The following is a 23,231-nucleotide window of genomic DNA, read 5'->3' as shown; positions in this document are numbered from 1 at the left end:
GGACGCCCATCACGGGCCATGGCATCGTCGAAACGAAAAGCCATGCAGTGAACGGGATCGCAATGATGGGGGAGGGAAATAAAGTCGACGGTGACGCGACGATGGTCACGCTCAAGGCGTTCAATCATTGCGTATTGCACCTTGGCCGGCTGGCGCGGGAGAGCGGGGCGTCGCGATTCATCGCCGATGGCCTGCAGGCATTCGCTCAACTGGTGCCCTTCGCGTCTGCCTGGTGGGGGGAGATGTCGACGCCAGGCCCTGATGTCCCCCCTCAGAGCTGGATGCACGGCAGCATCAATCTCCCCGAATCCTTTGCCGCCGAATGGCATCCGGTGGCGGCAAACGACCAGTTCTCCCACGCCACGCTCAATCGTCCCGGTGAGGTGGTGCGCGACAACGGTTTCAACGACCCGTGCGAAGCCGTCAACGATTTCGCCCGGCGCTACGATCTCTACCACTTGATGAGCATCACCTATGAGCTGCCCGAAAGCGGCTTGATGTTTTTCGTCTGCCTCTACCGTGGCCAGCATGAACAGGCATTCGAGGAGCATGAAGCCGAGCTGTTTTCGGCGTTCTGCGATCACCTGTTCCAGCTGTGGCGGTTCCAGGTGCAGGACATGATTCGCTTCGATAGCGAAAACGGCGCGAGTGATTTTGGCGTCGCGCGCATGGACGGCAGCCTGTTGTATGTGGGCGCCAGGTTGTGCGCCGCCATTCAACGGGAATTACCCGGCTGGAGCGGTTCAATGCTGCCGGGCGAGGTGATCGCGCAACTGTCGAAGGCGCCCTGCGTGATCCGCCTGGGCCGCTGCGCCCTGACCCTGAGCCCCAACGCCGGACACGTCATCCTGTCCCTTGAAGCACCGTCGGGCGGGGACGGTTTGGCGCCACGGGAGCGCACGGCAGCGATGCTGTTCGCCGCCGGGCACTCCTACAAGGAAATCGCCAAAATGCTCGCCCTGAGCCCCGCGACCGTGCGCACTTATTTGCGCAATTGCTACTTGCAGCTGGGTGTGAAAAGCAAGGTGGAACTGGGCTCGGCCCTGCGTTCACCGGGTGCGCTGGTGGAGTCCGTGCGCCGGGATTAATCCCAGTCGTTTCAATTATTTGCCTTACCCCTCCTCATTTGCAGAGGTCCATTCGAACGCTGCGCCCTATAGGGTAGGCCCTGTCTATCAGGGGCCGGCGCAGTCGCTTCGGGCCGCTTCAAAACAATAAGAACAGGGGTGAGGCATTTGAGACTTTCCAGGCTTTTTGTCGCCGTTGCGGCGACGACGGCATTTTCCGGCATTGCGTTGGCGGCGACACCCGCCGACACGGTCATGCGCAATGGCTACGTCTACACCGTCGATGGCCAGAATTCGGTGCAGCAGGCCATTGCCATTTCGGGCGGCAAGATCGTCTATGTCGGCAGCGATGCCGGGGTCGACGCTTACATCGGCAAGCAGACACAACTGATCGACCTGGCCGGGCGCATGCTGATGCCGGGCTTCGTCGATGCGCACATGCACCCGGGAGATGGCGGTCGCGCCATGACCTTGTGCGACCTGAAATACCAGACCATGACCCGCGCGCAGTTTCAGGCGAGCATCCAGTCCTGCCTCGATGCCGACAAGGACAAGGACCCGGATGTCTGGCTGGAAGTGGGCAGCTGGGATCGCATGGGCATGACCGGGCTCGACGGCGACGCCGACAAATCGACCCTGGACGCGCTCAAGACCAAGCGTCCGATCCAGGTGCGCTCCACCGACTTCCACACCGTGCTGACCAACTCTCGCGGCCTGGAACTGGCCGGCATCAACAAGAACACCGCCGACCCCGAAGACGGCAAATACCGCCGCGACAGCGCCGGCAACCCGAACGGCATCTGTGAAGACGGCGCCGCCGAATCGCTGGCCGCCGTGGTGCCACCTGCGACCGACGCGGAAAAACTCAATCAGGTTCGCGCAGCCCTCGACGCCATGCGCCAGCAAGGCATCACCAGTTTCATGGATGCGCTGTCCGGCCCGGAAAACGGCAAAGCCTTCACCAGCCTGCAAAAGTCCGGCGAGCTGACCGCCCGGGCCTTGCTGGCGATCAAGCTGGACCCGGCAGCCGCTGCCGCCGACCCGGTGAAAACCATCGCCGAGGCCAAGGCCCTGGCCAGCACCTACGATCAGGGCGAAGTGCATGTCGCGCCGGGCGTGAACATGCGCCACGTCAAACTGTTCATGGACGGCATCATCAATGCCCCGGCGGACACCGGCGCCATGTTGACCCCGTACCTGCACAATAGCGGCACCGACAAGGCGCCGAAGTGGACGCCGGGCAAGAACCTGGGCGAACTGTACTTTCCGCCGCAAGTGCTCAATCCGTTGTTGCTGCAAGCGGTCAAGGCCGGTTTCGATCCGCACCTGCACGCCACCGGCGAGCGCGCGGTGCGCGATGCACTGGACAGCGTGGCCTACGTGCGCAAGGAACTGCCAGTTACTGATTTCCGCCCGGCCATCGCCCACGCCGAGTCGGTCGACCCTGCCGACTATTCACGCTTCAAGGCACTGGACGTCACGGCCACCATGTCGTTCCAGTGGGCACAGCAGGCACCGTCCACGGTCGACGGCACCAGTGACCACCTTGGCGCCGAACGATTTGCGCGCATGGAGCCCTCGGGCAGCATCGCCCATGCCGGTGGTCGCGTGGCGTTTGGCAGCGATTGGCCGGTCGATCCCCTCGATGAGTTCCTGGCGCTGAAAGTCGGTGTCACCCGTTCCGGCGACCCGACCAATCCGCACAGCTATGGCCCCAAATATGCGGGGCGACTCAACACCGATCCGGCGCTGTCGCGAGCCGAGGCGCTGCGCAGCATCACCCTCAACTCCGCCGAACAGCTGAAGCTGGACGCGGTGCTGGGTTCGGTCGAAGTCGGCAAGTTCGCTGACCTGATCGTGCTCGACAAGAACTTCATGCAGGTGCCCGAGGAGGAACTGGGCCGCAATGACGTGCTGCTGACGCTGGTCGGCGGCAAGGTCGTGTGGGCCAAGGCGCCGTTCCTGGGGCTTGCGCCACACGTGGTTTCCCAAGCGGTCACTTCCCGATCCGCCCCATAAAAACTAGAGAGCGTTCCAATGCGATTGATTCCAAACCTGTTGGCCGCCGCGCTGGCCTTGTCGTCGGTGCAGGCCATGGCCGCCGCTGACCTGGTGTTGTTCAACGGCAAGGTCTTTACCGCCGAACCCGGCCAGGCACTGGTGCAGGCTGTTGCGGTGCAAGACGGCAAGATTCTGAAAGTGGGCAGCGATGCCGAAATCAATGCCCTGGCCGATGCCAAGACCCAGCGCATCGACCTGGCGGGCAAAGTGTTGATGCCGGGCATGATCGACACCCACAGCCACCCGGTCTCGGGCGCTTTCGACAGCATGAAGGCCAACCTGCTGGACGAGGTCAAACCCTTGCCGGAACTGGAGCAGTGGTTGATCGAAGAGGACAAGGCCGGACGTGCCCGTTCCGGTGATGTGATCAGCGTGGCCGGGGTCAGTTCGGCCTACTGGGAGAAGAGCCGTGAACTGGGCAAGGTGTTCAACCAGGGGCGTTGGGCTGATCAGCCCATCGTCTTCAGCGGCATCGACGGCCACACCGGTTGGGCTAACAATGCGATGCTCAAGCGCCTGAACATCGACGCGGCGCTGGTCAAGAGCCTGCCGGAGAAAGAACGCAGCTTCGTCGGCCATGAAGCGGACTTCACGCCGAACGGCTACTTCGCCGAATCCCGTTGGGATGTGGTGCGCAACGGGATTCCGGCGCCTACTCCGGAGGCGATGCTCAAGGCCGCTCGCGAGGCGGTGAAGATCAACAACCAATTCGGCGTCACTGCCTGGATGGACGCTGCGGCGAACGGCGGCGGCGAAGATTCGCTGTTCGATTTCCATGCCACCGCCGAAAGTGTCGGCGTGCTGCCGCTGTACAAGGAGCTGGCGCAGAACGGCGAACTCAGCGCCCACGTCGCCGCGTTGATGGTCACCAATCCGAAGAGCAAACCTGCCGACCTGGAAGTGATCGCCACGGTGATGAAGCAGTTCGAGGGCGTGCCTAACCTGACGTTCCCCGGCATCAAGGTGTTTGTCGACGGCATTCTTGAATTCCCGGGGCAAACCGCAGCGGTTATCGTGCCGTTCAAGAACAGCCATAAAAATGGTCAGTTGCTGACCGACCCGGCGCACTTTGGCGAGCTGGTGGTGGCGGCGGAAAAACGCGGCTGGATCGTGCACATGCACGCCGTCGGCGACCGGGCGGTGCGTGAAGCGCTCAATGGCGTGGCGTATGCGCGCAAGCTCAGCCCGACGCCTGTACCCCACAGCGTCGCGCACCTGCAACTGGTCAATCCCAAGGAGTTTCCACGCTTCAAGGAACTGGGCGTGATCGCTTCGATGCAACTGCTGTGGGCCACCGGTGAGTCCTACACCGTCGAACTGGTCAAGCCTTACATCAGCGCCTTTGCCTACGGTTACCAGTATCCCGCGCGGTCCCTGCATAACGCCGGCGCGACGATTGCCGGTGGTAGCGACTGGCCGGTGTCGAGCGCCAATCCGTTCAACGCCATTGCCCAGGCCAGCACACGCAAAGGTCCGTTGGGCGTACTCAATGCCAAGGAAAGCATCGACCGCCAGACCATGTTCTATGCCTACACCATCAACGCGGCGAAAACCCTGCGCCTGGAGCAGCAGATCGGTTCGCTGGCACCGGGCAAGCAGGCCGACCTGATCATCCTCGACCGCGACGTGTTCAAGGTCAGCGATGACGACCTGTTCGAAACCAAAGTCCTGAACACGTTCTTCGCCGGCAAGCAGGTCTACGCCCCCGCATCCTGACCTGCGTACACCCAACACCGCAAAAACTGCCAGCCCCTCGTAGAGCGAGGGGCCTGGCATCGCCATGCCTGAAATTCCCCGTACGCCATAACAACAAGAGAACAGTATGAACGCACTTTCAGCATTGACCCTCGCAGCACTCGCACTGGCCCCCCTGACCAGCCAGGCCCTGGCCCTCAACGATGATTTCAGCCTGGAGATGACCCTGGGCGTCGTCAGCGACTACCGCACCCGGGGGATCTCGCAGACCCTGGGCGATCCGGCGGTGCAGGGCGGAGCAACGCTGCTGCACAGCAGCGGCCTGTACATCGGCGCCTGGACCTCCAACGTCGATTTCGGCGGCGGCTTCGACACCCGCCAGGAGCGTGAGTACTACGCCGGTTACTACTGGCAGGCCACGGACGCCATCAGCCTGGACCTGGGCTACATCAAGTACGACTACCCGAAAAATTCCGAATTCAACCTCAGCGAGGCGTATGCCGTTCTCGACCTGTACGGTGTGAAGCTGGGTGCCTATTACTCCAAGGACACGCCGAACTTCTTCGGCGAGGACCAGGACACCCTTTACACCTACGTGGGTTACAAAATCGATTTGCCGGCCGAAGTCGGCCTGGATTTGCGCTTTGGGCGCAATGATGTGAACGACCCCGCGTTCTGGTCCGCCAATGGCGATAGCCGTGAGTCTTACTACGAGTGGGAAGCCAAGCTGACCCGCGACTTCGTCGGCGTCACCTGGGGGCTGAGCTACGTCGACACCGACCTGTCGAAAAGCGAGTGCAGCAGTTGGTACGGCTATGACGACCTCTGTTCGGCGACAGTTGTAGCCAGCGCAACCAAGACCTTTTAAATTCCGTCCCTGACAACAAAAACAGTTCCACAAAGGAAACACCGTCATGAGTGCGCAACGCAGTCCCCTGATCGAGACCCGCTCGATCGATTTCATTCCCGAGGCTGAGCGACACGGCAGTCTCTACAGCCAGTTCACCCTGTGGCTCGGCGCCAACCTGCAAATCACCGCCATCGTCACCGGCGCCCTGGCCGTGGTGCTGGGCGGCGATGTGTTCTGGTCGCTGATCGGCCTGCTGATCGGGCAAGTGCTCGGCGGTGCCGTGGTGGCGCTGCACGCAGCGCAGGGGCCGAAGCTCGGCTTACCGCAGATGATCTCCAGCCGCGTGCAGTTCGGGGTGTATGGCGCGGCGATCCCGATTGTTTTGGTGTGCCTGATGTACCTCGGTTTCAGCGCCACCGGCGCGGTGCTGTCGGGGCAGGCGATCGCGCAATTGATCAGTGTCAGCGACAGCACCGGCATCCTGATCTTCGCGGCGAGCATCGCGTTCCTGACGATCTTCGGCTATCGGGTGATTCACCTGGTCGGGCGCGTGGCCAGCGTGCTGGGCATCATCGCCTTCGCCTACCTGTTCACCCGGTTGATGACCCTCAACGACATCGGCCTGCTGCTCGACAATCGTCATTTCGGCTGGAGCACCTTCCTGCTGGCGGTTTCGCTCTCGGCGTCCTGGCAGATCGCCTTCGGCCCCTACGTGGCGGACTATTCGCGCTACCTGCCGAGCAAGACCTCATCCTGGAAAACCTTCACCGCCGTGGGCCTCGGCACAGTGCTGGGGGCCCAGACTTCGATGGTACTGGGGGTGTTCGCCGCCGCACTGGCCGGGGCCAGTTTCCGTGGGCACGAAGTGGCGACCATCGTCGGCCTGGGCAGTAGCGGTGTGATCGCTTCCTTGTTGTACCTGAGCATTGTGTTCGGCAAGGTCACGGTGTCCACCCTCAACGCCTACGGCAGTTTCATGTGCATCGCCACCATCATCAGCGGCTTTCGTCGTCGCCTGGAAATCACCGCCCGCCAGCGCATGCTGTTTGTGCTGCTGATCGTCGCGGCGTCCACCGCGCTGGCATTGCTGGGGCAGTACTCGTTCCTCAACTCGTTCAAGTACTTCATCCTGTTTTTGCTGACGTTCTTCACCCCGTGGAGCGCGATCAACCTGGTGGATTACTACTTTATCAACAAGGAGCGTTACGACATCCCGGCGCTGTCCGATCCGAACGGGCGCTACGGTCGCTGGAACGTGCTGGGGATCAGCGTCTATGTGATCGGCGTGTTGATCCAGTTGCCCTTTGTCGACACCCATTTCTACTCCGGGCCAATGGTTGCGCAACTGGGCGGCGTGGATATTTCCTGGATCGTCGGGCTGCTGGTGCCGGGGGTGATCTATTACGCGCTGGCCAAGCCGTCGATGAGTGCGGTGGCGGTTGAGCGGGGTTAATCAGAGAGAACGATGAGCTCTTGTGGCGAGGGAGCTTGCTCCCGTTGGGGCGCGAAGCGGCCCTAAAAGATGGGCCTGCTGCGCAGTCCAACGGGAGCAAGCTCCCTCGCCACAGGGTTCAGCGTTGACTAGCGCTTTGGTAGTTTCCAGCGCTCACGCAACTGTTCGTACTGCGCTTCGGGCAGTTGCACCAGCACCGGGGATTTGCCCGGGTCCAGCCAGTCGAACAATTGCGCGATGTTCGCCGGATCCATGGCTGTACAACCACGGGTCGGTGCACTGGGGCCGCGCCAGATATGGAAGAAAATGCATGAGCCGGCAGCGGGCGTGGCCGGGGTGTTGTGCTGGATGACGATGCCTTGGCGGTACAGCTCATCCGAGCGGCGCATCCGTTCGGAGCTGTTCCAGCCTTTATCGACCACTGCTCCGTCGACCAATTCGTTGTAACGCGTGGACTGGCTGTCATCCACGCATTCGATGGTCGGCGTCAACGCTAGATAAGGCAGGCGGGTGTCGGCCGAAGGCGCGTAGCCGAACGCCGTGCCCAGCTTGAACATCCCAGCCGGCGCCTTGCCATCGCCTTCCTGTTTTACCGGTCCTTCAGGTTGCTCGATATCGAGCAGCCCCTTGCCCCAGCCCATGCCGTTCTTGCCGAGAACGACTGCAAAGGGCGCTTCGAATTTCCGGAAGGTTTTCCCGTGCCGCTCATAGCGCTGGGCAGTGCCCTGGATGTCATCCCAGCCTTTACTGGTGACCACGATCAGTTGGTCGCTGCCGTCGAGTCCCTGAGCCATTGCGGCCAGCGGAAACAGCGCCACCGACAGAGCCTTGAGCAGAATGTTCATGGTGCAAGCGGCGTGATGGGGAAGTCCATGACGTCCGGCTTCGGCGGATTCCCGCTGTACGTGAAGTGCCACCACTCGGCCGAATAACCCACAAAGCCTTCCTTGGCCATGGCACTGGTCAGGCGCTGGCGATTGGCTTTGGCCGTGGCGTTGATCAGCGCCGAGTCGGTGTGCGCCCGCTCATCGAAGCAATCGAAACCGGTTCCCATGTCGAGGGCGCCGTCGTGCCAGCGCTGGCCGTAAGGGGCGGTGCAATCCACCGGCGTGGCCGAAGGCGTCCAGGTGTCGGCGGGCAGGGCCTCGGGGCCGGTCAGGGTCAGGTCGACAGTGTTGCCCCGGGAATGATTGGACACCCGGGCCACATACCCCAGGCGCCAGAAGTCCTGCTTGTCGACCCGGGGGTAGAACTCGGTCTTGAGCGAGTCGCCAGGTTCGCTGGCGAAGCGGCCCATGTCCGCCACCGCGCGGGTCGGGCGATAACAATCGAATACCTTCAAGCCGTAGCCTTCGGCTTTCAGCGAGCTTTGCACTCTGGCTAACGCCTTCGCAGCATCCGCCGACAGCAGGCATTCCGCTGCCTGGTAACCGTCGAGCGGGTGCCCGGTGAAGTTGTGCGCGCTGGCGTAGCGGATGTCCTGCTCGATGCCCGGGTCGACACTGCGCACATACACCATGTGCCCGGGTTTCGATTCGTCGGCCATGCACGGCGTGGCAAGGCTCAGGCACAGCAACAACAGACAGGGTGAACGAAACATCGGAAGCGGCTCCATGCATGACCAGTCATTGCATCATGGCTTGAAACCGTCCGTACCTCCATGAAGTTGTTGATCGGCGTGATAGGACGAACGCACCAGCGGCCCGGACGCCACGTTCTTGAAGCCCATGCGCGTGCCTTCCTCGGCGAACCAGGCAAAGGCGTCCGGGTGCACGAAGCGCTGCACCGGCAAGTGACTGCGCGAGGGTTGCAGGTATTGGCCGAGGGTCAGCATGTCGATCTCGTGCTCGCGCATGCGCTGCATGACCTCGATGACTTCTTCGTCGGTCTCGCCCAGACCCAGCATCAGGCCGGATTTGGTCGGCACATGGGGCACCGCTTGCTTGAATTTCTGCAGCAGGTCCAGCGACCACTCGAAGTCCGAACCCGGCCGCGCGGCCTTGTACAGGCGCGGTACGGTTTCCAGGTTGTGGTTGAATACATCCGGGGGCTCATTGGCGGTAATCGCCAGGGCCACGTCCATGCGTCCGCGATAATCCGGCACCAGGGTTTCCAGTTGAATGCCGGGGGACAGCTTGCGGATTTCCCGCAGGCAATCGACAAAGTGTCGGGCACCACCGTCGCGCAAATCGTCGCGGTCCACCGAGGTGATCACCACGTACTTCAGGCGCAGCTCGGCGATGGCCACGGCCAGGTTCATCGGCTCGTTGGCGTCCAGCGGCTTGGGCCGGCCATGGCCGACATCGCAGAACGGGCAGCGGCGGGTGCAGATGTCGCCCATGATCATGAAGGTCGCGGTGCCACCGGAGAAACATTCACCGAGGTTCGGGCATGAGGCTTCTTCGCAGACGCTGTGCAGCTTGTGCTTGCGCAGCAGTTGCTTGATCCGGTCGACCTCGGGAGAGATCGGCATGCGCACGCGAATCCAGTCGGGTTTGCGCGGGAACTCATCCGTGGGAATGATCTTCACCGGAATCCGCGCGACCTTTTCCGCGCCGCGCAGCTTAGTGCCGATTTCTACTTTGGCCGGGCTCTTGCCGGTCGATTCAACAATGGCATTCATCGTTATTTCCTTGTGCAACAGCCGCAGAACCTGTGGGAGCAAGCCCGCTCCCACAAGGGTTTTTGTGTTGTGTGCTCAGTCGCGGTAGACCGGGAAGTCTGCACACAGGGCGGCCGCCTGCCGGGCGACATTGGCCTCGATATCGTCATCGCCAAGGTGATCGAGGATGTCGCAGATCCAGCCGGCCAACGCAATGCTCTGCGCTTCCTTGAAGCCACGGCTGGTGATTGCCGGCGTGCCGATGCGCAAGCCCGAGGTCACGAACGGCGATTGCGGATCGTTGGGCACGGCGTTCTTGTTCACGGTGATGCCGGCGCGACCGAGGGCGGCGTCGGCGTCCTTGCCGGTCAGGCCCTGGCGGATCAGGCTGACCAGGAACAGATGGTTGTCGGTACCGCCGGACACCACGTCATAACCGCGCTCGATAAACACCTGCGCCATCGCCTGGGCGTTGCGGATCACTTGCGCCTGATAGGTCTTGAAGCCGGGCTCCAGCGCTTCCTTGAAGCACACGGCCTTGGCGGCGATCACGTGCATCAGCGGGCCGCCCTGACCGCCGGGGAATACCGCGGCGTTGAATTTTTTCTCAAGCTCCGCATTGGCCTTGGCCAGAATCAGGCCGCCACGGGGGCCGCGCAGGGTCTTGTGGGTGGTCGTGGTGACCACGTCGGCGTAGGGCAGGGGATTGGGGTACAGACCGGTTGCCACCAGCCCGGCGACGTGGGCCATGTCGACGAAGAAGTACGCACCGACCTTATCGGCGATCTGGCGGAAACGCGGGAAGTCCAAGGTCTTCGAATAGGCCGAGAACCCGGCGATGATCATCTTCGGCTTGTGCTCGACCGCCAGGCGCTCGACTTCGTCGTAATCGATCAGGCCCGTGGTCGTGTCGATGCCGTACTGCACGGCGTTGTACAGCTTGCCGGAAAAACTCACCTTGGCGCCGTGGGTCAGGTGACCGCCGTGGGCCAGGCTCATGCCCAGCACGGTGTCGCCGGCTTGCAGCAATGCCAGATAAACCGCGGCGTTGGCCTGGCTGCCGGAGTGCGGCTGGACGTTGGCATAGTCGGCGCCGAACAGTTGTTTGGCGCGGTCGATGGCCAGTTGCTCGACCACATCGACGTGCTCGCAGCCGCCGTAGTAACGCTTGCCCGGGTACCCTTCGGCGTACTTGTTGGTCAGGCCGCTGCCTTGTGCCTCCATCACCCGCTGGCTGGTGTAGTTTTCCGAGGCGATCAGTTCGATATGGTGTTCCTGCCGCGCATCCTCGGCGTTCATCGCCGCCAGCAGTTCGTCGTCATAGCCTTTGATCTGGTCGTGTTTGCTGAACATGGTGTGGTCCTTTTGCGGATTCGGGAAATGCCCGGGAGGGCTTCAAGCGTCGGCGTGTTCTGCGGTCAGTCGTTCATAGGCGTCTTGATCCAGCAGATCGCTCAGCGCCAGGGCATCGACCGGTTTGAAGCGAAAGAACCAGCCTTCGCCCAATGGATCTTCGTTGACCAGTTCCGGGGTGCTCTCCAGCGTCGCGTTAATCTCGACCACTTCGCCGTCCAGCGGCATGCCGATACTGCTGGCCGCTTTCACCGATTCCAGCACCGACACTTCAGCGCCTGCATCAAAGGCGCCCAGTTCAGGCACCTGAACGAACACCACATCCCCTAGCGCCTGCTGGGCAAACGCCGTGATGCCGACGGTGACCAGGCCATTGCTCTCAAGGCGCAACCATTCGTGATCGACGGTAAAACGCAATTGGCTCATATCAACTCCTTATTGTTTTAAGGCTCGTGGCGGGGCGACGAGCGGGGTTGGAGGAGTGGTAGCAAGGGCGGTGCCAATTTTTTTTATTTGTTTTAAATCAATGGCTTGAGTTGTTTGTGTAGTGTTTGTGATATCTCACCCGTATTGAATTCAATACAAGCAAGTATGCCCTTGGAGGCAAGCGCCGTGATTGCTGGCGTGGAAGAGATTGTCTTGATTTCGCTACGCTGTATCGATTTGCAGACGAGGAATTCAGCAACAACACTGGTCCCCTGTGGGAGCGAGCTTGCTCCGGGCGGCGTTCCGACGATAGCGGTATGACAGTCACATTGATATCGACTGACACTCCCTCATCGCGAGCAAGCTCGCTCCCACAGGGGAATGTGTTGTCGGTGACAATGTGTTCCGACAGATCACTCAGGGCTTGGCGGGAATCCCGTACTTGCGCAAGCGAATCGCGATGGCGCTATGGGACGTCTGCAACCGCGCCGCCAGCAAACGGCTGGACGGAAAGCTGCGATACAGCTGTTCCAGCAGGTTCTTCTCAAAGTCGCCAACCGCTTCTTCCAGGCTGCCGACTTCGCCGTCGTTTTGCCGCTCTACCGCCGTGCGGGCGATGTCCAGGTCGTCGATGTCCACCAGCGGGTTTTCGCAAATCGCCGCCGCGCGAAAGATCACGTTTTGCAGTTGCCGCACGTTGCCCGGCCAGCGGTTGCCGAGCAGGGCGCTGAAGGTGCTCGGCGCCAAACGGCACGCCGGTCGCTGGATCTGCGCGCAGGCCTGCTGCATGAAGTGATTGGCCATCAGCAGGATGTCGTGACCGCGTTCGCGCAGCGGCGGCACTTGCAGGTTGAGCACGTTGAGGCGGTAGAACAGGTCTTCGCGAAAACGCCCTTCGGCGACCATTTTTTCCAGGTCGCGGTGGGTCGCACTGAGCACCCGCACATTGACCCGGACCTCTTTGTCGCCACCGACCCGGCGGAAGCAACCATCGCTCAGGAAACGCAGCAACTTGGCTTGCAGATAGGGCGACATTTCCCCCACTTCATCGAGGAACACCGTGCCCTGGTCTGCCAGTTCCAGCAGGCCGAGCTTGCCGCCCCGTTGCGCGCCGGTGAAGGCGCCGGGGGCATAGCCGAACAGCTCGCTTTCGGCGAGGCTCTCTGGCAGTGCCGCGCAGTTCAGGGCCAGAAACGGCGCATCGTGCCGTGGGCTGATGGCATGGCAGGCACGGGCCACCAGTTCCTTGCCGGTGCCGGTTTCGCCCTGGATCAGCAGCGGCGCATCGAGGGCCGCCACTCGTTGGGCGCGGGCCTTGAGTGCACGGATCGGCGGCGATTCGCCGAGCAGCGCATCGAAGCCTTCGGCATGATCATGGTGCAGTGCCGACAGGCGTTCACCGATGCGATTGGGTTGATACAGGGTGAGCAGGGCGCCGGCGTCGGTGATCGGCATCGCGTCGAGCAGCAGCGTCTGGCCGCCGAGGCTGACCTCGTGCATCGGCAGGCGGAAATGCTGAGCGATCAAGGTGCGTTGCAAATCGGCATCGTCGAACAGCGCGGTCAGGGATTCACCGGCCGGTTCGCGGCCGCAGAGGGCGATTAGCGCCGGGTTGGCCAGCAGCACATGGCCGCGATCATCCACCGCCAGCACCGGGTCGGAACTGGCGGCCAGCAACGCGTCCAGTTGCAGGCGCCGGCGTTGCCCCGGAAGGATGTCGACCATGGTCACCGCTTGCACGCCGCGCACGTCGAAAAGCGCCTCGCGCAGTTCTTCGAGCACTTCGGCGCCGAGGGTCGGGGCGTCGATGTAGACGTTCGGCGGCACCATCTCCACGGCGTCGAGGTTGAAACTGCGACCACCGAGCAGGGCCAGCACTTCCTGGGTGATGCCGACGCGGTCGATGAAGGTGACGTGGATGCGCATGACGGGCCTGCAAGGTTGACGAACCGAATCAGTATGCCCGGCAAAATTTGAATTTGGCGAGCGTCACATCACGGCTGGCCGGTTTTACGGGCGCTGGCGGCCAGGTCCTCGAGGAACGCTTGCAGGATCGGTGGCGGTGCCGTGCCGCGACGGGTGATCACGTCGAACGGCGACTTCAAACGCAAACTCCCCGGGGCCAACTGGTGCATCTCGCCGCTCTTGACCCACTGGGCGGCGAAGTGCTCAGGCAGAAAGCCCAGGTAGGCGCCGGAAATGATCAGGATCGCCGTGGCTTCGATGTTGTCCACGGTGGCGGCCGCCTTGCTGACGCCCAGGTGTTCGAGGTCGTATTGCTGCATGTAGCCGCGCACGACGATGCGCCCCGCAGCGACTTCTTCGAGCAGCTCCTCACCTTCGGCGTGGCTGCCGTACAAAGGGTGGCGCCGGCCGCAATACAAACCCAGGGCTTCCTGGTACAGCGGTGATTGCAGCAGGCCCGGCACATGGATCGGGAAGTGCCCGATGGCCAGGTGCAGGCGGCCGTCGAGCACCCGTTCTTCGAGTTCCGCCGGGGTGCCGACGTACACGTTCAGGTGTACGTCATGACCCCGTGAAACGAAGCGCTGGGTGGTGCGCGGAATCGGCGAATCCGGGTCGGTGATCGTGGTGTCGATGATCCCCAGGTTGAGCTTGCCGCTGATGTGCTGCTTGAGCACGTCGGCGTCCATGCAGAAGTTCTCCACCGCCGACAACAGGCGCTGGGTGGCTTCATGGATCGCCACCCCTTGTTCGGTCAGGCGGAAGCCGCTGCGCCCACGCTGGCAGAGTTTGACCCCGAGGCGGGTTTCCAGATGGGTCATTTGTTCGCTGATGGTCGACTGCCCGGCATTGAGCGCCGCCTGCGCTGCCGAGAAGCCGCCGCAGCGGACAATCGTGGCAAACACCCTGAGCAGTTTCAGGTCGACATCGTGCAGCTGGATCATCTTGGGCCTCCGGCATGGGGATGCATCGGGAATACCGATATGAGTATCTGATGTTTAGCATTTTTTCCACGAAAACCTGCGCCCATAGTCTTTCCAACGGCGGTCGCCTTGCAGTCCGCCAAGCCGATAACAAGAAGTGGAGAGGCTAGAAATGTCGAACAACGGTTATGAATCCGGTCGCCTGAACCTGCCATTCGTGGGTCATTGCACCTTTGGCAAATCCCCGGTGTGCACCGATTGGGATGCACTGGATGCCGACGTCGCGGTGCTCGGCGTGCCCAACGACATGGGCACCCAGTGGCGCTCCGGCGCACGCTTCGGACCACGCGGGATTCGCGAAGCATCGACGCTGTTTTCCTTCGGCCACGCCGGCGCCTACGACCACGAAGATGATGTGATGTACCTCACCGCATCGGACGTGCGCATGGTCGACGTCGGTGATGCCGACATCGTTCACACCGACATGGTCACCAGCAACAAGAACACCGAATACGCCGTGCGCAAGATCCTCGATGCTGGCGTGATGCCGGTGGTGCTCGGCGGCGACCACTCGGTGCACGCGCCAGTGATCAAGGCCTTCGAAGGCCGCGGCCCGATCCACATCATCCACTTCGATGCGCACCTGGACTTCGTCGACGAACGCCACGGTGTTCGCTACGGCCATGGCAACCCGCTGCGCCGCGCCTCGGAAATGAACCACATTGTCGGCATGACCCAGATGGGTATCCGCAACGTGTCGTCGTCCAACCGCGACGACTACGAAGCAGCCCATGAAGCCGGCTCGAAAATCCTCTCGGTGCGTGATGTGCGTCGCCTTGGCGTCGAGGGTGTGCTGGCGCTGATCCCGCAGAACATCAACTACTACATCACTATCGACATCGACGGTTTTGACCCATCCATCGCCCCCGGTACCGGCACCCCGAGCCACGGCGGCTTCCTCTACTACGAAGTGCTGGAAATCATCCAGGCCCTGGCCAAGCGCAGCAAAGGCAACATCGTCGGCATGGACCTGGTGGAAGTTGCACCGGTCTACGACCCGACCGGCATGACCTCGATCCTGGCCGCGCAACTGCTGCTCAACAGCATCGGTTTCATCTTCCACGAGCGTGGCAAGGTGCGAGCGGCCGCCGAGAGCGAAACCGCATCAGCCTGATCATCGAAACCAGTGACCCGGCAGGCCCTGACTGCCGGGCAGAGAGAATAAAAATGGACACGATCGTCAAAAGTTACCTGCAAAAATACGGCGTCAGCGAAGCCACCCAGACCTTCCTCGGCAAGGTCCAGAAGATGTTCATCGGCGGCGCCTGGGTCGAAGCCAGCGACGGCCAGACTTCCGATGTGATCGAACCTTCGACCGAAGGCCTGATCACCCGCATTCCCATGGGCACCACCGATGACCTGGACCGCGCCGTGCAAGCCGCCCGCGCGCAGTTCGACGGCGGCGCCTGGCGTCATGCCAAACCGGCCGAACGCGAGCGCATGATGCAGCGCCTGGCTGACCTGATCGAACAGAACGCCGCGGAGCTGGCGCAAATCGAATCCATCGACATGGGCAAATCGGTAGCCTTCGCCAAGGACGTGGACATCCAGGGCACCGTTGATACCTTGCGTTACTTCGCCGGCTGGGCCACCAAGCTGCACGGCCGTACCGTCGAACCCTCGCTGCCTGGCAATTACCTGGCCTATACCCGCAAGGAAGCGGTCGGCGTAGTCGGTGCCATCGTGCCATGGAACTTCCCGCTGCAAACCATGGCCTGGAAGCTCGGCGCGGCGCTGGCGACCGGATGCACCGTGGTGGTCAAGCCCGCCGAACTGACTTCGTTGTCGGCCCTGCGTTTTGCTGAACTGGTGCAGGAGGCGGGCATCCCCGACGGCGTGATCAACATCGTCACCGGACGCGGCAGCGTGGTCGGTGCGGCCATGGCCACCCACCCCGGCATCGACAAACTGACCTTCACCGGCTCGACCCCGGTCGGCCAGACTGTCGGTCGTGCAGCGCTGGATGACATGAAGCGCCTGACCCTCGAACTCGGTGGTAAATCACCGGTCATCGTCTGCGCCGACGCCGACATCCCGGCCGCCGCCCAAGCGGTCGCCAACGGGGTGTTTTTCAACTCCGGGCAGGTATGCGACGCCGGTACACGGGCCTATATTCATAGCAGTGTCTACGACGAATTCCTGCGTGAGCTGATCGCCTACACGCGCACCCTGAAAATGGCGCCGGGCCTGGATCCGGACTGCTTCATCGGCCCACTGGTTTCGGCCCTGCAAAAGCAGCGCGTGACCGAGTACATCGAAACCGGCAAGGCCGAAGGCGCCGAACTGGTCTACGGCGGCCAACCGATCGATGGCCCTGGCTTCTTCGTCGAGCCGACCATCTTCGCCAACTGCCGCAATGACATGCGCATCGTCCAGGAAGAAATCTTCGGCCCGGTGCTGGTCACCGCGCCGTTCGATGACGAGGAAGACGCACTGGCCCTGGCCAACGATTCGCCTTACGGCCTGGCGGCAGCACTGTATTCCAACGACCTGGGCAAGGTGCACAGCCTGATCCCACGCTTGAAGGCAGGCTCGGTCTACGTCAACGCCCACGGCACCCTCGATCCGTCGATGCCGTTCGGTGGCTACAAACAGTCCGGATTCGGCAAGGACCTGGGCGCCGAGCAGCTCGATTACCTGCTCGAAACCAAGGCGGTGTGGATCACGCTGCCGGGCTGACGCGCCCCCACAATCAAAAGGCATCTGCAACAACGCCAGGTAGGCACGGGCAACACTGAACCTGTGGCGAGGGAGCTTGCTCCCGCTGGACTGCGCAGCAGTCCCATTTTCAGGGCCACAGGGGAGTCGTTCACCCGAAAGAACGCGGTTATCTCGTCATGATCTTCCAACAATAAGAGTCCATCATGAACACTAACGCCAAGTCCGCCCCGAGCGTGTCGAGCCTCGACGAAAAATCCGTCGTCGAGGGGCATTCGATTGACTTCATCCCCGAGAACGAGCGCACCGACAAGCTGGCCAGTCAGGGCCCGTTCTGGTTCCTCGGCAACTTCACCTTCTTCACCATGACCATCGGCTTCGTTGGCCCAAGCGTCGGCCTGACCGCGCTCTGGACCACGCTGGCCGGCACGCTGGGCATCATGTTCGGCACATTGTTCATGGCCTTTCACGGCTCCCAGGGCCCGCACCTTGGCCTGCCGCAGATGATCCAGTCCCGCGCGCAGTTCGGTTATCGCGGGGTGATCCTGGTGTTGCTGGCGACGCTGTTCGTGTTCGCCGGCTTCAACATCGTCAACCTGGTGTTGATGATGCAGGGGCTGCACACGCTGTTCGGGTTCAGCCCCGCAGTGATCGCGGTGGCGGTGACCATACCGGCGGCGGTGCTGGCGATTCTCGGCCATGACTGGATGCACCGCAGCTTCAAATGGGCGCTGTACCTGTCGTTGCCGCTGTATGGCCTGGTGACCATGGCGGTGGTGATGGGCTGGGTGCCGGATGCGGTGCTGCCGGCACTCGCGGAGGGCGAAGTGGCCCGTGAGCCGCTGGGTTTCAACTGGACCGGTTTCATCGCGCAGTTTGCGGCGGCCGCGAGCTACAACATCGCCTATGCGCCTTATGTGTCGGACTACTCGCGCTACCTGCCGAAAAACACCTCCAGCGGCAAGCTGATCGCCGTGGTGTTCCTCGGAGCTTCTCTGTCCGGTGCATGGATGATTTCCGTCGGTGGCTGGCTGGCCGATCACCTGCACACCACTGACGTGCTGGTGGCCCTCGGGCAAGTCGGCAACACCGTGTCGCCACTGGTGGGCACAGCGGTGGTGGTGGTCACCATCCTGGCGTTCCTGCCGGTGATCGCGATGAACATCTACAGCGCCAAGCTGACCACGTTGACCTGTGTCGACTCGATCAAGCACATCGAACCCACCCGCAAGGCACGCATCCTGGCCATCGGCTTCGTGATCCTGCTGCAACTGGGCGTGGCCCTGAGCATCCAGAGTTCCGGCAAAGGCTTGTCGGTGCTGGGGATCTACCTGGTGGTGATGCTGTACTTCCTGGTGCCCTGGACGTCGGTCAACCTCACCGACTACTTCTTCGTGCGCAAAGGCCGCTACGCCATCCCGCACTTCTTCATGCCCCACGGCAACATCTACGGCAGCTGGGGACTGCGCGGTATCGCCGCCTATGCCATCGGCTTTATCTCGATGATCCCGTTCTTCTACATCTTCGACGGCGTTGAACAGCGCGAGGTGTATGTCGGCCCGCTCGCCAAGGCACTGGGCAGCATCGACATCGCCTGGCTGGTCGGGCTGATCGTGTCGGGCGTGGCGTACTACTGGCTGAGCCGCTCGATCGATCTGAAACGCGAAGAGGCGGTGATTCAGCAGATCGAAAAAAACTCCCCGCAATACACCACTGGCGACACGCTGACCCACAAACAGCAGCCGCTGCCGGTATTCACTGAATCGACGGTCGGGAGATAGTCATGACCACGCAAAAAATGGCTACGCAAAAATACGACTACATCATCATTGGCGCAGGCTCGGCGGGTTGTGTGTTGGCCAACCGCCTGAGCGAAGACCCGGCCACCTCGGTGCTGGTCCTGGAATTCGGCGGCAGTGACAAGAGCGTAGTGATTCAGATGCCGAGCGCATTCTCGATCCCGATGAACACCAAGAAGTACAACTGGCGCTACGAAACCGAGCCGGAGACCCACCTTAACGGCCGACGCATTCACTGCCCACGGGGCAAGGTGCTGGGCGGCTCCTCGTCGATCAACGGCCTGGTGTACATTCGTGGCCATGCGCTGGACTTTGACGAGTGGGAATCCCTGGGTGCCGAAGGTTGGGGCTATCGCAACTGCCTGCCGTACTTCAAGCGCGCCGAGAGCTACGAGTCGGGTGGCGACAGCTATCGCGGGCAGACCGGGCCGCTGCACACCACCAACGGCAACCACATGAAAAACCCGCTGTACGGTGCCTGGGTCGAAGCCGGCGCGGAAGCGGGCTACATCAAGACCGAAGACTGCAACGGCTACATGCAGGAAGGTTTCGGCGCGATGCACATGACCGTGAAGAACGGTGTGCGCTGCTCCACGGCCAACGCCTATCTGCGCCCGGCCATGGGTCGTCCGAACCTGACGGTGATTACCCATGCGATGACCCGCCAGATCATTCTTGAAGGCAAGCGGGCGGTGGGGGTCATGTATGACCACGGTGGCCAGACCCACCAGGTGTATTGCAACCGCGAAGTGCTGATCTCGTCGGGGCCAATCGGTTCGCCGCACCTGCTGCAACGCTCGGGCATCGGCCCGGCGGACGTCCTGCGCAAGGCCGGGATCGGCGTACGCCATGACCTGCCGGGAGTAGGGGAGAACCTGCAGGATCACGCCGAGGTGTACATACAGTTCGGCTGCAAGGAACCGGTGACCCTCAACAACAAGATGGACCCGCTGAGCAAGCTGATGATCGGTCTGCGCTGGCTGCTGTTCAAGGACGGCCTGGGCGCCACCAACCACTTCGAGGCCGGTGGCTTCATCCGCTCCGAGAAGGGCCTGCGCTGGCCGGACATCCAGTTCCACTTCCTGCCGGCGGCGATGCGCTACGACGGCAACAAACCGATCAAGGGCCATGGCTTCATGGTGCTGACCGGGCCGAACAAGCCGAAAAGTCGTGGTTATGTGCGGGTTCGCTCAGCCGATCCGTACGAGCATCCGGAAATCCGCTTCAACTATCTGGAGCGGGAAGAGGACCGTGAGGGCTTCCGTCGCTGCATTCGCCTGACCCGCGAGATCATCGGCCAGAAAGCCATGGACCGCTTCCGCGACGGCGAAATTGCCCCGGGTGCCCAGGTGACCAGCGATGAAGACCTCGACACCTTCGTGCGCGACAACCTGGAAAGCACCTACCACCCGTGCGGTTCGTGCCGCATGGGCGAGGACGACATGGCGGTGGTCGATTCCGAATTGCGCGTGCGCGGCATCGCCGGTCTGCGAGTGATCGATTCGTCGGTGTTCCCGACCGAGCCGAACGGCAACCTCAATGCGCCGACCATCATGCTCGCCGAGCGGGCGTCGGATCTGGTGCGTGGCGCGCAGATGCTGCCGTCAGCGGATGTGCCGGTGGGACTGGTGGAGGGTTGGGAGAGCAGCCAGCGTACTTCGTTGCCGGGGCGTAACGTGCGGGTCTGATCCAAAAGCAAAGATCGCAGCCTGCGGCAGCTCCTACGGGAAACTCATTCCAATGTAGGAGCTGCCGCAGGCTGCGATCTTTTGATCTTGCTTTGAAACTTACTTTGAAAAAAGTCCCTCTCGGCTTCACCTCCATTGCTAGTCTGTAATTCCTTGAGACCGCAATGGAGCACCCTCATGGCTATTCAGGCCCTGCGCGCCGACGCCTCGCACATCGATCAGATCGCCCCTTTGTTTGACGCCTACCGGATGTTCTACAAGCAGCCGTCAAACCTTGCGCAATCACGCGCCTTCATCGTCGAGCGCCTTGCCCGGGATGAATCGGTGATATTTCTGGCCCAGGACAGCGACGGTGAAAACCTCGGCTTCGTCCAGCTGTTCCCGACCTTTTCCTCGATCGATGCCCATCGCACCTGGCTGCTCGGTGATCTGTTCACCACGCCCGCCGCCCGGGGCAAAGGTGCCGGTACCTTGCTGATGAACACCGCCCGGGATTTTGCGAAGCTGGCCGGCGGCAAAGGCATGACCCTGGAAACCGCCACCGACAACCTCACCGCCCAGCACCTGTATGAATCCCTGGGCTGGGTGCGCGACCCCGGTTACTACACCTATTGCCTGGATCTGAAAAAAGACTGAGTCAGCGATCCAGTCAGCCAAACACCGGCCGCATGAACGAACGTTCGTAGCTGAGGATGAATTTCTTCTCTTCGGCATACTTGAACGCCGCGATGCACTCTGGATCGTTCATCGACTGCTGCCGGTAATGCTCGTACGCCGCCAGGCTGGGGAAGGTGAACAACGCCAGGGCGATGTTGTTGGCGCCCTCCGACGGCAAGAAGTAGCCGTGGTGCTGGCCGCCGAACTTTTCCACCAGGGGAATCCACAGCTTGCCGTAGTGCTCGAACGCTTCGAGCTGGTAGGGATCGAGCACGTATTTGAGGTAGCAGGTCACCATTGTTTCGTTCCTTGATCAGGTTTTGAGGGCAGTCGCCACTGTAATCAACCCTGGGCGCCCGGCACAGCCGCTTGTTCGACATTGACCGGTAATTTTGCGCCAGAGAGTAGGCGGCGGCGTCGCCGCACTATTGGTTCAGTCAATAGTCACCATCAAGAATCGCAAGTTCTGTTTTTTGCGCAAAGGCGGAAAATTGCCGGCATTGAACACGCTGCTCAAGGAACCTGCGCGATGAAAATCTTGACCCGACTGGCTGTGATTGCTCTGTTGCTGGGCAGTGTCGTATCCACCGCATCGGCCTTTGCCGAAGACGCACGCACCTGCCATCTGCCGCCCATCACCGCTGGCCAGGGCGGCTTGCAATACGGGCAAACGGTCGGGGTGCTCTACAGCGAAAACACCGTGGAAAACCTGCAATACCTTGAGCAATACCACTCGGTGGCCGTCAACGGTGCGAAAAACGCACTGGATGCGCGGATTCGCCAGGCGTTCGTCAACAGCTCCGATCCGGACCTGGCCATTGACTGGCTGATGAGTTCGCTGCACCACACCTTTGTGTCGGTGACTGTCTACGACAACCTTGATGCCCTGGTGCAAGCCCATCCCGATGTGGTGGTGATGCTCGATACCCATAACCAGTTGCTGACCCAGCGTAACGACCGGGTCGAGGCGCGTTTCGCCGCGCGGTTCTACGACGCCAACCTGCAGTACATCGGCAAGGCCGAAGGCACGGTGGAAAAACAACTGCCGTCGGTGTGGGTGCATGACAAGACAGCACCCGAAATCGCCGCGCAAATCGAACAGCAACGCGACCTGCAACTGACCGCGCTGAAACAGTTCGATGCGTCGTTGAAGGCGCTGGTGACTGCCGGATTAACCGCAACAACCAATTAATCAGCCCGACACCCATTGAGCGGCGGGCAAGCCGATCCACCGTGGATTTCTATTCAGGACCTGATACATGCGCACTGTTTTTTCGAGCGTGCGGCGCAGGAGTGTCTGTAAGCAGAATTTCAGGCAAAAAAAAGCTGCCGGGACTGGCAGCAGAAAGATAAAGCACGCATTGGATGACCTGAGTATGGCGTCCGGTTCATGACGATTCGATGACAGCTTGATGGACATTCATCAGGATGCTGACAATCCATGTTCCAATAGCGAGCACTCGCAGACTGGAAACGCAGCATGAACAAAATCGCCGCCCCGACCCTCGCCCTGGCGCTCACCGCAGTCCTGCTCAGCACTCCCACCCTTGCCGCGGGCGATGTCCAGGCCGGGGAGAAAGTGTACAAGCGCCTCTGCAGCGGCTGCCATCAGATCGGTGAATCGGCTCGGGCCTTCTTCGGCCCGCAGCTCAATGGCGTGGTCGGTCGCCACTCCGCGGTCACCACGGACTACGTGTATTCCGACGCGATGAAATCCGCCAACCTGGTCTGGGACCGCGAAACCCTGATCGCCTACCTCGAAGCGCCGAAGAAAGTCGTGCCCGGCACCCGCATGATTTTCTGGGGCCTGAGCGACCCGGAAAAAATCGAAGACCTGCTGGCCTACCTGCAAACCTTCCCGGCGCAATGATCGGCCTGCTTTACGAACTCTACCCGTAGCGCAAGGGGGCGGTTCGACATCGACTCAATCTCCGCCGATGGTGTGACGATTCCAGGCTTTACACAAAACCTACA

The 23,231-nt window shown here is 61.7% G+C and carries 20 protein-coding genes; 12 read left to right on the top strand and 8 right to left on the bottom strand.

Annotated features, from left to right (window positions below; genetic code table 11):
* The first annotated feature begins 65 nt into the window (after positions 1-65).
* The 5 genes from ACM6G4_RS01875 (at position 66) to ACM6G4_RS01855 (ending at position 7,126) form a co-directional block, all read left to right on the top strand.
* Complete coding sequence (locus ACM6G4_RS01875; RefSeq protein WP_414912922.1) at positions 66-1,088, top strand: helix-turn-helix transcriptional regulator; 1,023 nt, start codon at positions 66-68, stop codon at positions 1,086-1,088.
* A gap of 147 nt (positions 1,089-1,235) precedes the next feature.
* A complete protein-coding gene (locus ACM6G4_RS01870; RefSeq protein WP_414912921.1) occupies positions 1,236-3,086 on the top strand; it encodes an amidohydrolase in 1,851 nt (616 codons plus the stop codon).
* An 18-nt stretch (positions 3,087-3,104) separates the two neighbouring features.
* Positions 3,105-4,844 (top strand): amidohydrolase, encoded by a 1,740-nt coding sequence (locus ACM6G4_RS01865; protein WP_056723766.1) that lies wholly within the window; start codon positions 3,105-3,107, stop codon positions 4,842-4,844.
* A gap of 106 nt (positions 4,845-4,950) precedes the next feature.
* The gene (locus tag ACM6G4_RS01860) at positions 4,951-5,691 is read left to right on the top strand and encodes a TorF family putative porin (RefSeq protein WP_056723764.1); all 741 of its coding nucleotides are present in this window, start codon (positions 4,951-4,953) and stop codon (positions 5,689-5,691) included.
* 46 nt (positions 5,692-5,737) lie between these two features.
* Positions 5,738-7,126, top strand: a complete 1,389-nt coding sequence (locus tag ACM6G4_RS01855) for a purine-cytosine permease family protein (RefSeq protein WP_056723762.1) — start codon at positions 5,738-5,740, stop codon at positions 7,124-7,126.
* Between the two features lie 128 nt (positions 7,127-7,254).
* Here ACM6G4_RS01855 and ACM6G4_RS01850 read toward each other — a convergent pair whose 3' ends face one another.
* From ACM6G4_RS01850 to ACM6G4_RS01820, 7 genes are all read right to left on the bottom strand, one after another.
* Complete coding sequence (locus ACM6G4_RS01850) at positions 7,255-7,971, bottom strand: L,D-transpeptidase family protein (protein ID WP_414912920.1); 717 nt, start codon at positions 7,969-7,971, stop codon at positions 7,255-7,257.
* Positions 7,968-8,726, bottom strand: a complete 759-nt coding sequence (locus ACM6G4_RS01845) for a M15 family metallopeptidase (RefSeq protein ID WP_414912919.1) — start codon at positions 8,724-8,726, stop codon at positions 7,968-7,970. The genes ACM6G4_RS01850 and ACM6G4_RS01845 overlap by 4 nt, the downstream gene beginning before the upstream one ends.
* 33 nt (positions 8,727-8,759) lie before the next feature.
* Positions 8,760-9,749: a lipoyl synthase gene (gene lipA, locus ACM6G4_RS01840; RefSeq protein WP_414912918.1), complete on the bottom strand. Its 990-nt coding sequence runs from the start codon at positions 9,747-9,749 to the stop codon at positions 8,760-8,762.
* A 75-nt stretch (positions 9,750-9,824) separates the two neighbouring features.
* A complete protein-coding gene (glyA, locus tag ACM6G4_RS01835) occupies positions 9,825-11,081 on the bottom strand; it encodes a serine hydroxymethyltransferase (protein ID WP_414912917.1) in 1,257 nt (418 codons plus the stop codon).
* Between the two features lie 42 nt (positions 11,082-11,123).
* On the bottom strand, positions 11,124-11,507 hold the full coding sequence (gene gcvH / locus ACM6G4_RS01830) for a glycine cleavage system protein GcvH (RefSeq protein WP_150725972.1): 384 nt from the start codon (positions 11,505-11,507) through the stop codon (positions 11,124-11,126).
* 417 nt (positions 11,508-11,924) lie between these two features.
* Positions 11,925-13,433 carry a sigma-54-dependent transcriptional regulator gene (locus ACM6G4_RS01825; RefSeq protein WP_414912916.1) on the bottom strand — a complete coding sequence of 503 codons (1,509 nt, stop codon included), beginning with the start codon at positions 13,431-13,433 and terminating at the stop codon, positions 11,925-11,927.
* A gap of 68 nt (positions 13,434-13,501) precedes the next feature.
* Positions 13,502-14,416, bottom strand: a complete 915-nt coding sequence (locus tag ACM6G4_RS01820; protein WP_056723746.1) for a LysR family transcriptional regulator — start codon at positions 14,414-14,416, stop codon at positions 13,502-13,504.
* A gap of 151 nt (positions 14,417-14,567) precedes the next feature.
* Between ACM6G4_RS01820 and speB the strand changes: the two genes are divergently transcribed.
* From speB to ACM6G4_RS01795, 5 genes are all read left to right on the top strand, one after another.
* The gene (gene speB / locus ACM6G4_RS01815; protein WP_095151590.1) at positions 14,568-15,569 is read left to right on the top strand and encodes an agmatinase; all 1,002 of its coding nucleotides are present in this window, start codon (positions 14,568-14,570) and stop codon (positions 15,567-15,569) included.
* Positions 15,570-15,622: 53 nt separating this feature from the next.
* On the top strand, positions 15,623-17,134 hold the full coding sequence (locus ACM6G4_RS01810) for an aldehyde dehydrogenase family protein (RefSeq protein ID WP_414912915.1): 1,512 nt from the start codon (positions 15,623-15,625) through the stop codon (positions 17,132-17,134).
* 185 nt (positions 17,135-17,319) lie between these two features.
* Positions 17,320-18,894, top strand: coding sequence for a purine-cytosine permease family protein (locus tag ACM6G4_RS01805; RefSeq protein ID WP_223541429.1), 1,575 nt, complete (start codon positions 17,320-17,322; stop codon positions 18,892-18,894).
* A gap of 17 nt (positions 18,895-18,911) precedes the next feature.
* Complete coding sequence (gene betA / locus ACM6G4_RS01800; protein WP_414912960.1) at positions 18,912-20,600, top strand: choline dehydrogenase; 1,689 nt, start codon at positions 18,912-18,914, stop codon at positions 20,598-20,600.
* A 177-nt stretch (positions 20,601-20,777) separates the two neighbouring features.
* A complete protein-coding gene (locus tag ACM6G4_RS01795) occupies positions 20,778-21,236 on the top strand; it encodes a GNAT family N-acetyltransferase (protein WP_414912914.1) in 459 nt (152 codons plus the stop codon).
* A gap of 13 nt (positions 21,237-21,249) precedes the next feature.
* Here ACM6G4_RS01795 and ACM6G4_RS01790 read toward each other — a convergent pair whose 3' ends face one another.
* Entirely contained in the window at positions 21,250-21,555 is a 306-nt protein-coding gene (locus tag ACM6G4_RS01790) for an NIPSNAP family protein (RefSeq protein ID WP_056723739.1), read from the bottom strand.
* A 231-nt stretch (positions 21,556-21,786) separates the two neighbouring features.
* Here ACM6G4_RS01790 and ACM6G4_RS01785 point away from each other — a divergent pair, with 231 nt between their 5' ends.
* Both ACM6G4_RS01785 and ACM6G4_RS01780 read left to right on the top strand, forming a co-directional pair.
* The gene (locus ACM6G4_RS01785; protein WP_056723737.1) at positions 21,787-22,449 is read left to right on the top strand and encodes a hypothetical protein; all 663 of its coding nucleotides are present in this window, start codon (positions 21,787-21,789) and stop codon (positions 22,447-22,449) included.
* Between the two features lie 288 nt (positions 22,450-22,737).
* A complete protein-coding gene (locus tag ACM6G4_RS01780) occupies positions 22,738-23,127 on the top strand; it encodes a c-type cytochrome (protein ID WP_414912913.1) in 390 nt (129 codons plus the stop codon).
* The last annotated feature ends 104 nt before the right edge of the window (positions 23,128-23,231 follow it).

Origin of the sequence: Pseudomonas sp. IT-P258 (assembly GCF_949767825.1) — a bacterium.
Taxonomy (GTDB): Bacteria; Pseudomonadota; Gammaproteobacteria; order Pseudomonadales; family Pseudomonadaceae; genus Aquipseudomonas; species Aquipseudomonas monachiensis.
The sequence above is the reverse complement of the archived record's forward strand: the minus strand, read 5'-3'. Positions and strand labels throughout refer to the sequence as shown.

Coding starts and splice junctions, on each gene's coding strand:
- lipA (WP_414912918.1), bottom strand. CDS start 9,749: ATGAATGCCATTGTTGAATCGACCGGCAAGAGCCCGGCCAAAGTAGAA.
- ACM6G4_RS01790 (WP_056723739.1), bottom strand. CDS start 21,555: ATGGTGACCTGCTACCTCAAATACGTGCTCGATCCCTACCAGCTCGAA.
- ACM6G4_RS01845 (WP_414912919.1), bottom strand. CDS start 8,726: ATGTTTCGTTCACCCTGTCTGTTGTTGCTGTGCCTGAGCCTTGCCACG.
- ACM6G4_RS01865 (WP_056723766.1), top strand. CDS start 3,105: ATGCGATTGATTCCAAACCTGTTGGCCGCCGCGCTGGCCTTGTCGTCG.
- glyA (WP_414912917.1), bottom strand. CDS start 11,081: ATGTTCAGCAAACACGACCAGATCAAAGGCTATGACGACGAACTGCTG.
- gcvH (WP_150725972.1), bottom strand. CDS start 11,507: ATGAGCCAATTGCGTTTTACCGTCGATCACGAATGGTTGCGCCTTGAG.
- ACM6G4_RS01805 (WP_223541429.1), top strand. CDS start 17,320: ATGAACACTAACGCCAAGTCCGCCCCGAGCGTGTCGAGCCTCGACGAA.
- ACM6G4_RS01860 (WP_056723764.1), top strand. CDS start 4,951: ATGAACGCACTTTCAGCATTGACCCTCGCAGCACTCGCACTGGCCCCC.
- ACM6G4_RS01810 (WP_414912915.1), top strand. CDS start 15,623: ATGGACACGATCGTCAAAAGTTACCTGCAAAAATACGGCGTCAGCGAA.
- ACM6G4_RS01795 (WP_414912914.1), top strand. CDS start 20,778: ATGGCTATTCAGGCCCTGCGCGCCGACGCCTCGCACATCGATCAGATC.
- ACM6G4_RS01850 (WP_414912920.1), bottom strand. CDS start 7,971: ATGAACATTCTGCTCAAGGCTCTGTCGGTGGCGCTGTTTCCGCTGGCC.
- speB (WP_095151590.1), top strand. CDS start 14,568: ATGTCGAACAACGGTTATGAATCCGGTCGCCTGAACCTGCCATTCGTG.
- betA (WP_414912960.1), top strand. CDS start 18,912: ATGGCTACGCAAAAATACGACTACATCATCATTGGCGCAGGCTCGGCG.
- ACM6G4_RS01855 (WP_056723762.1), top strand. CDS start 5,738: ATGAGTGCGCAACGCAGTCCCCTGATCGAGACCCGCTCGATCGATTTC.
- ACM6G4_RS01820 (WP_056723746.1), bottom strand. CDS start 14,416: ATGATCCAGCTGCACGATGTCGACCTGAAACTGCTCAGGGTGTTTGCC.
- ACM6G4_RS01780 (WP_414912913.1), top strand. CDS start 22,738: ATGAACAAAATCGCCGCCCCGACCCTCGCCCTGGCGCTCACCGCAGTC.
- ACM6G4_RS01825 (WP_414912916.1), bottom strand. CDS start 13,433: ATGCGCATCCACGTCACCTTCATCGACCGCGTCGGCATCACCCAGGAA.
- ACM6G4_RS01785 (WP_056723737.1), top strand. CDS start 21,787: ATGAAAATCTTGACCCGACTGGCTGTGATTGCTCTGTTGCTGGGCAGT.
- ACM6G4_RS01875 (WP_414912922.1), top strand. CDS start 66: ATGGGGGAGGGAAATAAAGTCGACGGTGACGCGACGATGGTCACGCTC.